The following is a 13,103-nucleotide window of genomic DNA, read 5'->3' on the forward strand; positions in this document are numbered from 1 at the left end:
CCAATCGCCATGCGCAGCAAAGTTGTGCAAACTCATGGAAAAAGTTAGTCCCGAAGCGCGATGAACGAAGCCGACTCTTTCCCGCCCCCTGCCCCGCTGCATGATGCTGCGCAAGGCGATGCTCCGGCAGGCGAAAGCCAGCGGGTGATCGCGCTGGTTGACGACGATCGCAACATCCTCACCACCCTTTCGATTGCCTTGCAGGCCGAAGGCTATGCTACCCGCGTCTATTCGGACGGTGAAGCGGCACTGGCTGCACTCCAGACCAATCCCCCCGATCTCGCCGTGTTCGACATCAAGATGCCGCGCATGGACGGGATGGAACTGCTCCAGCGGTTGCGCGAAACCTCCAGCCTGCCGGTGATCTTCCTGACAAGCAAGGATCAGGAAGAGGACGAGGAGGCGGGCCTTGCCATGGGCGCGGACGATTACATCGCCAAGCCGTTCAGCCAGCGCCTGCTACTGGCGCGTATCCGCGCGATCCTGCGCCGCGCTGCGCCAGTAGAAGAAGGACATGAGTCGACCGCCGAGACTGACCCGTCAGCTAATGGCCTCATAGTTCGTGGGCGCCTCTCGATGGACCCGGCGCGGCATCAGGTGACCTGGGGCGGAGTACTGGTAAGCCTGACGGTGACCGAGTTCCTGCTGCTGGAAGCCCTCGCCCAGCGCCCCGGCGTGATCAAGAGCCGCAACCAGCTGATGGACGCCGCCTACCCCGACGACGTGTTCGTGGACGATCGCACCGTCGATTCGCATATCAAGCGCCTGCGACGCAAGTTCCGCGCCATCGATGCCGATTTCGGCGCCATCGAAACGCTCTACGGCGCGGGCTATAGCTTCACCGATGGCTGACGAACCAGCCGCGCCGAGCCGGCTGGAGAGGTTGCCCTTCCCCCTCGGCAAATCGCTCACCAAACGAATACTGGCGGTGAATCTGGTGCCGCTGCTGGTGTTGGCCGGGAGCCTGTTCTTCCTGGATTCGTACCGCCGCCAATTGCTGGACGAACGCTTCAAGCTGGCGCGGATCGAAGCGCAGATTACTGCGGAGGCCCTGGCAGGGGCGACGGTAGAGCGGCAGGAAGCGCTGCTCAGCCAGATCGGTCGCGAACAGTCGATGCGGCTGCGGATGTACGATGCCGATGGCGCGCTGATCGCCGACAGCTTCGTCCTCGACAAGCCCAGCTTCGTTTTCGACGATCCGGTGGCCGAGCCGTTCAGCGAAGACCTTGCCCGCTGGACCGACGATGCGGTCAACTTCGTGGTCGGTGCGCCCTCGGCCCCGGCCTATGTCGAACCGGTGGACACGATTGCCGACAGCTGGCCTGAACTCGCCCGCGTGCGCCAGCAGGGCCTGAGCCAGATCGAACTGCGCCGTGCGCCCGATGGCACGCCGGTCATCAACGCCGCCGCGCCGGTCGGGATCAACGGTGCGAGCCTGCTCACCACCCGCAACGCGGTGGATATCACTCAATCGGTCCGCAATGCGCGCACCAGCCTGATGACGATCATCCTGCTCGCGCTGTTCGTTTCGATCGTGCTCTCGCTCTATCTCGCCTCCACCATCATCGAACCGCTGCGGCGGCTTGTTACGGCCACCCAGCGCGTCCGGCTGGGGCGGGAACGGGATATCGAAGTGCCGCGGATGCAGGCGCGCGGGGATGAGATCGGGCAACTGGCGCGCGCCGTATCGGACATGACCGCCACTTTGCGCCACCGGATCGACGCAGTGGAAACCTTCGCCGCAGATGTGGCGCACGAAATCAAGAACCCGCTCGCCTCTCTGCGCAGCGCCACCGATTCGCTGCAGCGTGTGCAAGATGCGGAACTGCGCGCGCAACTGGTGGATGTCGCCGCGCATGACGTGCGCCGGATCGACCGGCTCGTAAGCGAGATATCCGAAGCCAGTCGCATTGACGCCGAGCTCAGCCGGGCAATCTTCGAGCCGATGGACCTCTGCGCCTTGTTTGCCAACGTCGTTGCACGAAAGCGAGAGCGCGGGGAGACCCGGGATTGTGTGGTCGAAGTGGATTGCCAGGGTGATCCGGCTCCCGTGATGGGTGTGCCGATCCGGCTGGAACGAGTGGCGGACAACCTGCTCGACAATGCCGTGTCCTTTTCACCCGCAGCTGGTCGAGTACTGGTTACCGTAGGCCGCGTGGGGGGAAATGTCCTCGCCACTGTGTGCGACGAGGGACCGGGCATTCCCGAAGATTCGCGCGAAAAAGTGTTCCGTCGCTTCCATTCGCACCGTCCCGAAGGAGAGAGTTTCGGCAATCACAGCGGGCTAGGCCTTGCCATCGGCCGCGCAATTGCAGAAGCGCATGGTGGAACTTTGCGGGTGAGCAACACGCCATCGGCATTGGGCGGGGCATGCCTGGTGCTTGAATTGCCAGCGGCATAGGGTGCGATACCGGGGGGGGTAAGCGAGTGAGCGAGATTCTGGCCAATGTCAGCTGCGTGGCGATGCGCGGTCGGGCTATACTGATCACCGGAGATGTGGGCAGCGGCAAATCCAGCCTGGCGCTGGCACTGCTCGATCGTGGCGGGGAACTGGTGGGAGACGATGGTGTCGTGCTCGAGCTGGAAGGGAACCGCGTAATCGCTTCGCCGCCGCCGAACATCGAAGGGCTGATCGAGATCCGTAATGTCGGGCTGCTCGAAGTGCCGGTGACGAGCGCACCGGTCGCCATCGTCATCAACCTTAGCTCCCAAGCCGAGAGACTCCCGCTCGGACACGCGGAAGTGCTGCTGCTGGGACTTTCTGTGCCCCAGGTCGATCTCTGGCCCGATACGCCCGCCCTGCCGCTGCGCGCCGAAGCAGCCCTGGAGATGCACGGGCTGAATTTCGATCCGGCCTAAGAGAGTCCTTCACATTTGAGGTATGAAGGCGCACATCGCAGGGCGATGGGAGAGAAACCTAAGCCTTCACGCCAGCGCATCCTGCTGGTTACCGGCATGCTCGGCGCGGGCAAGACCACCGCCCTGCGCGAGCTGGAGGATCTTGGCTGGGAAGCCATCGACAATTTCCCCGTCCGCCTGCTCGACCGGCTGGTGGGGCAGGATGACGAACCGTTCTCGCTTGCCATCGGCTTCGATTGCCGCACCCGCGGTTTCGTGCCTTCGGACATAATCGAGCAGGTGAAGTGCTGGGTGGAAGAAGACCAGATACACATCACCACGCTGTTCCTCGATTGTGCAGGGCATGAGCTGGAGCGTCGGTTTAACGAGACGAGGCGGCGCCATTTCCTTGCGCAGGATCAGCCGGTTTCTTCGGGCATCGCAGCGGAGCGGGAATTGCTCGCTCCCCTTCGCCGCTGGGCGGACGTTCTGGTAGATACGACCGACTTCACAACCAACAGTCTCAAGCAATCCATACGCGAGCAGTTTGCGCAGACGGCACCGCGAGAAATGACCGTCACCGTATCCAGCTTCGGTTTCTCGCGCGGCACCCCGCCGACTGCCGACCTGGTGTTCGACATGCGTTTCCTCGATAATCCCCATTGGCATGCAGACCTTCGCGAACAAACCGGGCTCGATGCGCCAGTTGGCGAATTCATCGAAGCGAACGCAGTTTTCGCCTCCACCTTCGACAAGATCCGATCGCTCCTTCTCGAGCTGCTTCCGCGCTATGCCGAGCAGGGCAAGGCCTACGTCAACATCGCTTTCGGGTGTACCGGGGGGAGACACCGCAGCGTCTATACCGCAGAGAAGATGGCCCAGGTCTTGCGCGACGGCGGGTTTTCGCCCACGGTCTTGCACCGCAATCTGGGATCGCGCGCAGCGGAACTTGTAGAAGGCTCGAAACAGCAGTGATCGCCTGTTCTTCCCCTATAAACCACTCGCTTTCCCGCCCGGAGCGCCCGCTTTTCCGATGATCGGTATCATTCTCGTCACCCACGGTCGTCTGGCCGAGGAATTCGTTGCCGCGATGGAACATGTCGTGGGCAAGCAGGATGATGTCGCCACCATCTGCATCGGCCCGAACGATGATATGGAGCAGCGTCGCAGCGACATTGCCGAAGCGATTGCGCGGGTGGACAGCGGTGCGGGTGCGATCATGCTGACCGATCTGTTCGGCGGCACCCCGTCCAATCTTGCCATTTCACTGCTCAAGCCGGGCGAGACCGAAGTAATAGCCGGGATCAACCTGCCGATGTTGATCCGGCTGGCAGGCGCGCGCAAGGAGATGTCCCTTGGAAATGCAGCCGAAGCTGCGCGCAAGGCCGGACGCAATTACATCACTATCGCTTCCGAATTCCTCGGTCAGACTGCCTGAAGCAGGTGTTGGAAGAATGAGCGGGCACAGCCGGGAAGTCCTGATTGTCAACAAGCGCGGCCTTCACGCGCGCGCAAGCGCCAAGTTCGTGGGCGCGGCGGCGGAAATGGCGGGTACGAAGATCGTTGTCGCAAAAGACGGGCATGAGGCAGGAGGCACGTCGATCCTCGGGCTGATGATGCTGGGCGCAGCCAAGGGCGACACCGTCACGGTGCACGCCGAAGGTGAGCAAGCCGAAGCGCGGCTCGCGGAACTGGTGGCGCTGGTCGAATCCGGTTTCGGCGAAGATTAGGCCCTTCGGCAAGCCCAGGATGAGCGGGAATTGAACATGCGCCGCACGATCACCGGCTTTTCCAACCCGACAGTGAAGCTCCTGCGCTCCTTGCGCGACAAGAAGCACCGCCGCGCCGAGCGAATGTTCCTTGCAGAAGGGTTGCGGCTGCTCACCGATGCGCTGGAAAGCGGCCGGGTGCCGAAAATACTGGTGATGGCCGACATGCGCGATCCACATCCGCTGCTGGCGACACTGGAAGCGGCGGTGGATGGCGCGGGCGGCGAAGTGATCGAGACTTCGCCCGACATCCTTTCCAAGATCACCGGAAAGGACAATCCGCAGGGCGTCGTGGGGGTGTTCGATGAATTCGACACCTCGTTGCCGGGGCTGGATCGCAGTGCTGCGCCGATCTGGCTGGTGGCGCAGGCCTTGCGCGATCCGGGCAACCTCGGCACGATGCTGCGCACCGGCGACGCGATTGGCGCGGGCGGGCTGATCCTGATCGACGATTGCGCCGATCCCTTCTCGGTCGAAGCGGTGCGCGCGAGCATGGGCGCGGTGTTCACGCAGAAGATTGCCCGCGCGCCGTGGAGCGAGTTCCTGCTGTGGCTTAGGGGCGGAGCGGGACAGTTGGTGGCGGCGAGTTTGCGCGATGCCGTGCCTTATCGCGACGCGCCTTATTCCGCGCCCTGCTTCGTGCTTGTCGGAAATGAGTCGCGCGGCTTGCCGGAAGAATATGAGGCTGCCTGCGACCTGCGCGTTACGATGCCGATGAAGGGCCGCGCAGACAGCCTCAACGCGGCGGTGGCGGCGGCGGTGCTGGGGTACGAGGTGCTGTCAGCGCTCGAAGGCTCGCCAGCACGCTGAATCGGCTTGGCGCAGTGGCTTGCGGGCTGATATATTCGGAGCATGATCCGCACCGCTCCCCTTCTCGCCTTGGCTTTGGCAGCCGCCGCTTGCACCACCACCGGCGGAGGACCTGCCGTCGACCGGCTGGCCATGACCCCCGGTCAATGGTCGATCCGCAGCATCGACGGCATCGCTGCCGCCGACGGTGCGCAGCTGTCTTTCGCCGATGGCCGCGTCTCCGCGACCGCCGGGTGCAACCGGCTTGCGGGCGACTATCGGATCGAAGGCGATCGCGTGATCTCCGGACCGCTGGTAGCGACACGAATGTATTGCGAAGGGCGGATGGAGCAGGAGCGCGCCTTGTCTGCGTTGCTGGAAGGCGGAGCCGAAATGTCCTTCCTGGGCGAGATGCTGACTCTGAGGGGCACAAGCCACAGTCTTGAAGCTATGCGCCCCGCAGTAGGTCGCTAATCCCCGGCGATAATGCTGACGATCCGCCAGCGATCGTTCCTGCGGAGCGCGACGACGCGGTAATCGAGCAACGAGCGCAGCTTGTTTGTCTCAACAAAGCCTTCCACCGGATCGTCGGCTTGGGGGTCATTCCAGTCCACTGCGGTGAAACCGTTGGGCGCTGGTTCGCGACCGTAATCGAATGCAACAGCATCCCACGACAGCCTGGCAAGGACCTCGCCATCGGCTTGAGGCGCGGCGAGCAGCGGCACTTCCTCGGCAGTGACAATCAGCGCCTCGGTCGCGTCAATGCCAGTGTCCTGTTCGAAATACCACGGCATGGTCATCCGCGCCTGACCGCCGGGCGCGCAACCGAGCGGGACTACCTCGGCCAATTCGTCCCACAGGCGGTATTCTTCGTCAGTCAAGCGCTCGCGCAGCAACGCGTGCCCTGCCCCGCCACCGAAATCGAGCTTCACGTCGTCCGCCGTCAGCGCCACCAGCGCTTCGGCATCGCGGCGGGCAATGGCGGTGCGCAATTCGCCGAGAAAGACCTGCCCACCGGGCAATTCCCCACATTCGTCGCGCGGCGCGAATGGTCCGCGCGCCTGCTGCGGCAGGCTTTCGCTCTCCGACCCGGAGATTGCCTGTTCGGCCACCCGCTCGATCTTCTGGGCCGGCGCTTCGGAACGATCGCAGGCGACAAGACCGGCAAGCGTCAGCCCAGCGAAGACAAGGCGGGCAATCTTCATGTCTCGGCGGGTTCCTCTCTTCCCTCTTCGGGCGAGAGAAGAATGGATTGTGGTTCATCCGTCAAGTCGGCAGCAGTATAACGCGGCGCGCCTTCGATAAGCGGAACGTCCTCGATCGCGCGCTTGCCGATCTCGATGCCCTTTTCTTGCATCCGGCGCGCGGAGGAAAGCACGTTGCGCTCGAAGCTGCCGACGAACTTGTTATAATTGTTGACCGCCGATTCCAGCCCGCCGCCCATGCGCTTCAAATGCTCCGAGGCCGCACGCAGCCGGTCGTACAGTTCCGCCCCCATCCGCCCGATTTCCTTCGCCTCGGTCGCCAGCGCGTCCTGCCGCCAGACCTGCGCCACGGTGCGGGCGATGGCGACAAGGTTCGTCGGCGTGGCCAGCAGCACCCGATTGTCGAAAGCGAAATCCCACAGCGTCGGGTCGGCCTCCAGCGCGGCGGCGACGAAATGCTCGCCCGGCACGAACATCACCACGTAATCGGGCGCTTCCTCGAACTGGCTCTGGTAGCTTTTCGCGCCGAGCACCTGCACGTGGTTGCGCATCGACTTGGCGTGCAGCTTCATGTGCCGCGCGCGCTCCTCCTCGTCATCGGCCTCGAACGCGGCCTGGTAGGCGTTGAGCGAGACCTTGGAATCGATCACCAGCTTCTTCTGCCCCGGCACATTGACGATGGCATCGGGGCGCAGCCGTCCGTCGTCGGTATCCATCGACTGTTCGAGATGGAAATCGGTGTGCTGTGCCAGGCCGCACTGTTCGAGCAGGTTCTGCAAGGCCCGCTCCCCCCAGCGGCCGCGCGCCTTGGGCGCGTTGGTGAGCGAATTGCCCAGCCGCTGCGCCTCGCGGCGCACTTCCTCCTGCCCCAGCCGCATCGTTTCGATCTGCTGGTGCAGCGCGGCGAAGGCATCGCTGCGCTGGCGTTCGAGCTGGCCGACCTGCAATTCGTACTGCTGCAAGCGGTCGGTCACCGGCTTGAGCAGGCCCGCCACCGCTTCCTTGCTCGCCTTTTCGGCATGGCCCAGCCGTTCGGCGGCATCGGCAGTGAATTTCTCCTGCGCCTTGGCCAACACCTCGCTGCCCGCCGCGCGGAACTGGGTGAGCAATTCCTCGCGCGCTTCCTTCATCAGCGCAATCTGGCGGTCGTGGTTGGCGGCATCGGCTTCCAGCGTGGCAAGGCGGGCGGACAATGCCTCCCGCTCCGCCCGTACCGTCTCCAGTTGGCCCGCAAGAACATCGGCATTGGCCGCGCGAACAGTGGCCCCTTCTAATTCAACAATCGCCCGCCGGAATCTTTCATCTGTTTCGCGCGCCTCGGCATCGCGGGTGGCGAAGCGTTCCTTCCACTCGCCTACCGGCTTGCCGCCGAGCCAGTAGCCCACCCCGCCTGCGACGAGCGCCACGCCGACAAGAATGACGATGTAAACGGGGTCCATGCAGCAGCTCTCAATCGGGGAATGGAAGAACGAAAAGTGAACCTATCGCCCCTCGCAGACCAGCGCAACCCACTTGCCCCGCTCATCCCCAACCCAACCACAAATCGTATGCACCACATACAATTCAGAATTGCGAATTTTTCGGGTTTGTGAAATAAGGCTGACAACAGGGCCGTCTAACGGCCCGGATTCGCGCCACACAAGAGAGGACCGCCCATGCCCACCGATATCGAGATTGCCCGTCAGGCCACCCTGATCCCGATCACCGAAGTCGCGAAGAACGCGGGCATCCCCGACGATGCGCTGATTCCTTACGGCAAGTTCAAGGCCAAGGTCGATACCTCGCTGCTGCCGAACAATCCCGACGGCAAGCTGATCCTCGTCACCGCGATCAATCCCACTCCGGCGGGCGAAGGCAAGACCACCACCTCGGTCGGCCTCAGCGATGCGCTGCACCGGATCGGCAAGAAGGCGATGCTGTGCCTGCGCGAGCCTTCGCTCGGCCCTTGCTTCGGCATGAAGGGCGGCGGCGCGGGCGGCGGCAAGTCGCAGGTCATGCCGATGGACGAGATCAACCTCCACTTCACCGGCGATTTCCACGCCATCACCTCTGCGCACAACCTGCTTTCCGCAATGATCGACAATTCGATCTACTGGGGAAATCCGCACGATATCGATCTGCGCCGCGTCACCTGGAAGCGGGTGATCGACATGAATGATCGCGCGCTGCGGCAGATCGTCGGCCCGCTCGGTGGGGTCGCCAACGGCTTCCCGCGCGAGTCCGGTTTCGACATCACCGTTGCTTCGGAAATCATGGCGATCTTGTGCCTTGCCAGCGATCTCAAGGATTTGCAGAAGCGGATGGGCGATATCATCATCGGCTACAAGCGCGACAAGAGCCCCGTCTACTGCCGCGACATCAAGGCCGACAGCGCGATGACGGTGCTGCTCAAGGATGCGATCCTGCCCAACCTGGTGCAGACGCTGGAGAACCGCCCCGCCTTCCTTCACGGCGGCCCCTTCGCCAACATCGCCCACGGCTGCAACTCGGTGATCGCCACCAAGACCGCGCTGAAAATGGCCGACTACGTTGTGACCGAGGCGGGCTTCGGTGCCGATCTCGGCGCAGAAAAGTTCATGGACATCAAGTGCCGCCTCGCGGGCATGAAGCCCGATGCCATCGTGATCGTCGCCACCGTGCGCGCACTCAAGATGAACGGCGGCGTGTCCAAGGCCGAACTGGCGGGCGCCAATCCCGATGCGGTCCGCGCGGGCTCGGTGAACCTGCGCCGGCATATCGAGAACCTCAAGAAGTTCGGCGTCACTCCCACGGTGGCGATCAACCACTTCTATCTCGATACCGAGGAAGAGCTCGCCGTGATCCAGGAAATGGCCGCGGAATTCGGCGCCGAAGCGGTGGTCTGCAAACACTGGGCCGATGGCGGTGCGGGCGCGGAAGAACTGGCGCGGATCGTTTCGGCCAAGGCTGATGCGGGAGCTCCGGACTTTAATCAGCTCTATCCCGATGCCATGCCGCTGGCGGACAAGATCACCACCGTCGCCACCGAAATCTACCGTGCGGGCGAAGTGAGCATTTCCCCCGCGATCCGCTCGCAGCTCAAGCAGTGGGAGCAGATGGGATATGGCAACTTCCCGGTGTGCATGGCGAAAACGCAATATTCGTTCAGCACCGATCCCACGCAGATGGGCGCGCCGGTCGATCACACCGTCGAGGTGGCCGAAGTGCGCTTGAGCGCAGGCGCGGGCTTTGTGGTGGCAGTGTGCGGCGGGATCATGACCATGCCCGGCCTGCCCAAGGTGCCGAGCGCGGAGAATATCTATCTGGATGATAACGGCCAGATCGAGGGGCTGTTCTGATCACTTCCTGAGTCCCCGCGAAGGCGGGGACCTCTTGCTGGATCGCCTTAGGCCCCCGCCTGCGCGGGGGCACAGGTGCGAAAAGCGCCTCGAACTACTCCGATCGCTTCTCCGCAGCCTGCTGCCACGGCCATCGCCCGTTGATCTCCACTTCGAGACTGAAGGACAGGAATGTCCGGATAATCACGATCAGGCCTAGAACGAGTACGCTGCTCATCGTCGGCTCCACCGCGACTGTCCGGATGATGTCTCCAGCGACAAGAAGCTCTAGCCCGACCAGAATGGCACGGCCCAGCGCTTTGCGAAACGCGCTGACCACATCGCTGCGGGTACGGTCCTGACGAGGCAGGCCGTGCAGGTGCATTGCCAGCTGCCCGAACGCGAACAGCGTGCCTGCCACGATGACCGCGATCCCGGCTAGTTCGAAAAGCTGGGCAATGGTCCCGGCGAGGTTCAGCATGAGCGCTTCGGACAACATATAGCGACAACCCGCGTCGGGCGCGGGATGTTCCGGGGAACGAAAGCCCGCCATCAGTCGCTACCTTTGAAAAGGAGGACTTATCCCATGTCGATCAAGGAAATGATCCGCGAGCACCCGCAGGTGGGTAACGATTTCAACGAAGAACTGGGGCAGGCGGTGAAGCACGCGATGTATTGCGCGGCGATCTGCAATTCGTGTGCCGACGCCTGCAATGCCGAAGATGGCGACATGTCCGACTGCATCCGGAAATGCATGGACTGTGCGGATGTCTGTCAGGCCGTTAGCACCGTTGCGGCGCGACGCACCGGCGGCAATACGGTCGTTATCAAGGCGCTTTTGAAAGCCTGCATCATCGCCTGCAAGGTCTGCGCCGAGGAATGCGCGAAGCATGACAATGCGCACTGCCGTCGCTGCGAGCAGATGTGCCGCGAATGCATGGAAGACTGCGTGAAGGCGCTCGACGGGATGGTTGAAGAGGCCGTTAGCTAATAAAGTGGATCAGGCGACTAGCCGCGCCTTGGCCAGCTTCTTCAGCGCCATCGACCGCTTCAAGCGGCTGAGGTGATCGATGAACAGGATGCCGTTGAGGTGGTCCATCTCGTGCTGGATGCACACTGCCATCATTCCGGTCATCTCTTCCTCGTGCGGCTTGCCGTCGAGATCCTGCCAGCGCACCCGGCAGCGCGCCGGGCGTTCGACATCGGCGTAGATGTCGGGGACCGAGAGGCAGCCTTCCTGATAGGTGCCCTTGTCCGCCGAAGGATCGAGGATTTCGGGGTTCACGAACACCCGCGGGTCGTTCTTGACCGGCTGGTGGGTGTGCTGGTGACCGTCATGGTCGCAGGGGACCGGCTCGGCATCGGGATCGTCTTCCTGCAGGTCGATTACCAGCAACCGCAGCGGTTCGCCCACCTGGATGGCAGCGAGGCCGATGCCGCGCGCGGCGTACATCGTTTCGAACATGTCATCGACGAGCGCTTTCAGCCCCGCGTCGAAGGTTTCGACGGGAGACGAGACGATTTTCAGGCGCGGGTCGGGCGCTTCCAGGATTTCGCGAATAGCCATGCGGGTCATCTAGTGCCCACACTGCCGAATCTCAAGTGAGTCCCCTTTTCAGAATTACTGTACGGGCCGCCGCGCCCTGAGCGCCTGCGCCAGCGTCCCCTCATCGAGGTAATCCAGCTCCCCTCCCACCGGCAGGCCGTGCGCCAGTTGCGTCACCCGCACCGGCAGGCCTTCGAGCCGTTCGGCGATGTAGTGTGCTGTGGTCTGGCCCTCCAGAGTGGCGTTCATCGCCAGCACCACTTCGTCCACCCCGCCCGCTTCCACCCGGCCGATCAGCGAATCGATGGCGAGGTCTTCGGGACGCACGCCGTCGAGCGCCGAGAGCCGACCGCCGAGTACGTGGTAGCGCCCGGTGAACAGCCGCGCGCGGTCTAGCGCCCAGAGGTCGGCCACGTCCTCCACCACGCACAGTCCCTTGGCATCGCGGCGCGGATCGGCGCAGATCGCGCACGGGTTCTGCGTATCGACATTGCCGCAGGTGGTGCATTCGACCAGCTTGTCCTGCACCGCCACCAGCGCATCGAGCACCTGTTTCAACGCGGTTTCCCGGTGCTTGACAAGCCACAGCACAGCCCTTCGCGCAGACCTCGGGCCGAGGCCGGGAAGGCGCGCGAGCGCAGCGGCGAGGTGTTCGATCTCTTGCGATGCCATCCCCCCGCAGATAGGGCCGTGGGCGGCTTATAGGAAGGCAGACTTTGCGCATCGTGTTCATGGGTACCCCGGACTTTGCCGTGCCGACGCTCGATGCGCTGGTCATGGCGGGGCACGAGGTGGTGGCGGTCTACAGCCAGCCGCCGAGCCGTTCGGGGCGCGGAAAGCACGAGCGGCCTTCGCCGGTACAGGCACGGGCGGAGGCGCTGGGAATTCCGGTGCGGCACCCGGTCAGCCTGAAGAGTGCCGAGCAACAGGCTGAATTTGCAGCGCTCGACGCCGATGTCGCGGTGGTCGCCGCCTACGGGCTGCTGCTGCCGCAAGCCATACTCGACGCGCCGAAGCACGGCTGCCTCAACGTCCACGGCTCGCTGCTGCCGCGCTGGCGCGGGGCGGCTCCGATCCACCGCGCGGTGCAGGCGGGCGATGACGAAACCGGGATCACCATCATGCGGATGGAAGCGGGGCTCGATACCGGGCCGATGTTGCTGAAGCGGGCAACACCGATTGACCGCAAGACCACCGGCGAACTGCATGACGAACTGGCGCTGATAGGCGCGGAATTGATGGTCCAGGCGCTCGCGCAACTGCTGCAACTGCCCCCCGTGCCGCAGGACCCGGCCCTTGCCACCTATGCGCCGAAGATCGACAAGGCGGAGGCGCGGCTGGATTTCGGCAAAGATGCGACGATTCTGGAGCGCGAGGTGCGCGCCTTTTCGCCCTTCCCCGGAAGCTGGCTGGAACTCGACGGCGAGCGCATCAAACTACTGCGGGCGGAACTGGTGCAGGCTGGCGGCGAACCCGGAATGGTGGTGGATTCTCAGTTCACGATTGCTTGCGGTGAAGCTGCGCTGCGCCCGGTGACACTGCAACGTGCGGGAAAGCCGACAATGGCCCTGGAGGATTTCCTGCGCGGTCGGCCTGTCGAGATTGGGAGTCAAATCCAATGACCACCCCCTTCGTCATTGCGAGGAGCCGCAGGCGACGC

At 63.6% G+C, this 13,103-nt stretch carries 16 protein-coding genes; 11 read left to right on the forward strand and 5 right to left on the reverse strand.

What is annotated here, in order from left to right; translation table 11 throughout:
• The first annotated feature begins 60 nt into the window (after positions 1-60).
• From JY451_00330 to JY451_00365, 8 genes are all read left to right on the forward strand, one after another.
• The gene (locus tag JY451_00330; protein ID QZH75127.1) at positions 61-852 is read left to right on the forward strand and encodes a response regulator transcription factor; all 792 of its coding nucleotides are present in this window, start codon (positions 61-63) and stop codon (positions 850-852) included.
• Positions 845-2,401 carry a sensor N-terminal transmembrane domain-containing protein gene (locus tag JY451_00335; protein ID QZH75128.1) on the forward strand — a complete coding sequence of 519 codons (1,557 nt, stop codon included), beginning with the start codon at positions 845-847 and terminating at the stop codon, positions 2,399-2,401. Before JY451_00330 ends, JY451_00335 begins: the two co-directional genes overlap by 8 nt.
• Positions 2,402-2,463: 62 nt before the next feature.
• Positions 2,464-2,859, forward strand: a complete 396-nt coding sequence (locus tag JY451_00340; GenBank protein QZH76468.1) for an HPr kinase/phosphatase C-terminal domain-containing protein — start codon at positions 2,464-2,466, stop codon at positions 2,857-2,859.
• A 45-nt stretch (positions 2,860-2,904) separates the two neighbouring features.
• Positions 2,905-3,813 carry an RNase adapter RapZ gene (rapZ, locus tag JY451_00345; GenBank protein QZH75129.1) on the forward strand — a complete coding sequence of 303 codons (909 nt, stop codon included), beginning with the start codon at positions 2,905-2,907 and terminating at the stop codon, positions 3,811-3,813.
• Positions 3,814-3,871: 58 nt separating this feature from the next.
• Entirely contained in the window at positions 3,872-4,276 is a 405-nt protein-coding gene (locus JY451_00350; GenBank protein ID QZH75130.1) for a PTS sugar transporter subunit IIA, read from the forward strand.
• A gap of 16 nt (positions 4,277-4,292) precedes the next feature.
• Entirely contained in the window at positions 4,293-4,568 is a 276-nt protein-coding gene (locus JY451_00355) for an HPr family phosphocarrier protein (GenBank protein QZH75131.1), read from the forward strand.
• A gap of 36 nt (positions 4,569-4,604) precedes the next feature.
• Entirely contained in the window at positions 4,605-5,417 is an 813-nt protein-coding gene (locus JY451_00360; protein ID QZH75132.1) for an RNA methyltransferase, read from the forward strand.
• 42 nt (positions 5,418-5,459) lie between these two features.
• A complete protein-coding gene (locus JY451_00365; GenBank protein ID QZH75133.1) occupies positions 5,460-5,870 on the forward strand; it encodes an META domain-containing protein in 411 nt (136 codons plus the stop codon).
• Here the strand turns inward: JY451_00365 and JY451_00370 are convergent.
• A complete protein-coding gene (locus JY451_00370) occupies positions 5,867-6,601 on the reverse strand; it encodes a hypothetical protein (protein ID QZH75134.1) in 735 nt (244 codons plus the stop codon). The genes JY451_00365 and JY451_00370 overlap by 4 nt on opposite strands.
• Positions 6,598-8,040 carry a DNA recombination protein RmuC gene (gene rmuC / locus JY451_00375; protein ID QZH75135.1) on the reverse strand — a complete coding sequence of 481 codons (1,443 nt, stop codon included), beginning with the start codon at positions 8,038-8,040 and terminating at the stop codon, positions 6,598-6,600. Before rmuC ends, JY451_00370 begins: the two co-directional genes overlap by 4 nt.
• Before the next feature lie 216 nt (positions 8,041-8,256).
• On the opposite strand from rmuC, the gene JY451_00380 reads away from it, so the two are divergent.
• The gene (locus JY451_00380) at positions 8,257-9,918 is read left to right on the forward strand and encodes a formate--tetrahydrofolate ligase (protein ID QZH75136.1); all 1,662 of its coding nucleotides are present in this window, start codon (positions 8,257-8,259) and stop codon (positions 9,916-9,918) included.
• A gap of 94 nt (positions 9,919-10,012) precedes the next feature.
• Here the strand turns inward: JY451_00380 and JY451_00385 are convergent, their stop codons facing one another.
• Positions 10,013-10,378, reverse strand: a complete 366-nt coding sequence (locus JY451_00385; protein ID QZH76469.1) for a DUF1622 domain-containing protein — start codon at positions 10,376-10,378, stop codon at positions 10,013-10,015.
• 105 nt (positions 10,379-10,483) lie between these two features.
• Here JY451_00385 and JY451_00390 point away from each other — a divergent pair, with 105 nt between their 5' ends.
• Positions 10,484-10,888, forward strand: a complete 405-nt coding sequence (locus JY451_00390; GenBank protein ID QZH75137.1) for a four-helix bundle copper-binding protein — start codon at positions 10,484-10,486, stop codon at positions 10,886-10,888.
• A 9-nt stretch (positions 10,889-10,897) separates the two neighbouring features.
• Here the strand turns inward: JY451_00390 and JY451_00395 are convergent, their stop codons facing one another.
• Positions 10,898-11,464, reverse strand: coding sequence for a peptide deformylase (locus JY451_00395; protein ID QZH75138.1), 567 nt, complete (start codon positions 11,462-11,464; stop codon positions 10,898-10,900).
• Positions 11,465-11,518: 54 nt separating this feature from the next.
• Positions 11,519-12,115, reverse strand: coding sequence for a recombination protein RecR (recR, locus tag JY451_00400; GenBank protein QZH75139.1), 597 nt, complete (start codon positions 12,113-12,115; stop codon positions 11,519-11,521).
• Between the two features lie 44 nt (positions 12,116-12,159).
• Between recR and JY451_00405 the strand changes: the two genes are divergently transcribed.
• Positions 12,160-13,065 (forward strand): methionyl-tRNA formyltransferase, encoded by a 906-nt coding sequence (locus JY451_00405; GenBank protein QZH75140.1) that lies wholly within the window; start codon positions 12,160-12,162, stop codon positions 13,063-13,065.
• Positions 13,066-13,103 lie beyond the last annotated feature (38 nt).

Source organism: Erythrobacter sp. (assembly GCA_019739335.1).
Lineage (GTDB): Bacteria > Pseudomonadota > Alphaproteobacteria > Sphingomonadales > Sphingomonadaceae > Alteraurantiacibacter.

What these genes read in the sequence shown, in the direction of transcription:
- JY451_00330 (QZH75127.1), top strand. Translation starts at nt 61, where the DNA reads ATGAACGAAGCCGACTCTTTCCCGCCCCCTGCCCCGCTGCATGATGCT.
- JY451_00335 (QZH75128.1), top strand. Translation starts at nt 845, where the DNA reads ATGGCTGACGAACCAGCCGCGCCGAGCCGGCTGGAGAGGTTGCCCTTC.
- JY451_00340 (QZH76468.1), top strand. Translation starts at nt 2,464, where the DNA reads ATGCGCGGTCGGGCTATACTGATCACCGGAGATGTGGGCAGCGGCAAA.
- rapZ (QZH75129.1), top strand. Translation starts at nt 2,905, where the DNA reads ATGGGAGAGAAACCTAAGCCTTCACGCCAGCGCATCCTGCTGGTTACC.
- JY451_00350 (QZH75130.1), top strand. Translation starts at nt 3,872, where the DNA reads ATGATCGGTATCATTCTCGTCACCCACGGTCGTCTGGCCGAGGAATTC.
- JY451_00355 (QZH75131.1), top strand. Translation starts at nt 4,293, where the DNA reads ATGAGCGGGCACAGCCGGGAAGTCCTGATTGTCAACAAGCGCGGCCTT.
- JY451_00360 (QZH75132.1), top strand. Translation starts at nt 4,605, where the DNA reads ATGCGCCGCACGATCACCGGCTTTTCCAACCCGACAGTGAAGCTCCTG.
- JY451_00365 (QZH75133.1), top strand. Translation starts at nt 5,460, where the DNA reads ATGATCCGCACCGCTCCCCTTCTCGCCTTGGCTTTGGCAGCCGCCGCT.
- JY451_00370 (QZH75134.1), bottom strand. Translation starts at nt 6,601, where the DNA reads ATGAAGATTGCCCGCCTTGTCTTCGCTGGGCTGACGCTTGCCGGTCTT.
- rmuC (QZH75135.1), bottom strand. Translation starts at nt 8,040, where the DNA reads ATGGACCCCGTTTACATCGTCATTCTTGTCGGCGTGGCGCTCGTCGCA.
- JY451_00380 (QZH75136.1), top strand. Translation starts at nt 8,257, where the DNA reads ATGCCCACCGATATCGAGATTGCCCGTCAGGCCACCCTGATCCCGATC.
- JY451_00385 (QZH76469.1), bottom strand. Translation starts at nt 10,378, where the DNA reads ATGCTGAACCTCGCCGGGACCATTGCCCAGCTTTTCGAACTAGCCGGG.
- JY451_00390 (QZH75137.1), top strand. Translation starts at nt 10,484, where the DNA reads ATGTCGATCAAGGAAATGATCCGCGAGCACCCGCAGGTGGGTAACGAT.
- JY451_00395 (QZH75138.1), bottom strand. Translation starts at nt 11,464, where the DNA reads ATGGCTATTCGCGAAATCCTGGAAGCGCCCGACCCGCGCCTGAAAATC.
- recR (QZH75139.1), bottom strand. Translation starts at nt 12,115, where the DNA reads ATGGCATCGCAAGAGATCGAACACCTCGCCGCTGCGCTCGCGCGCCTT.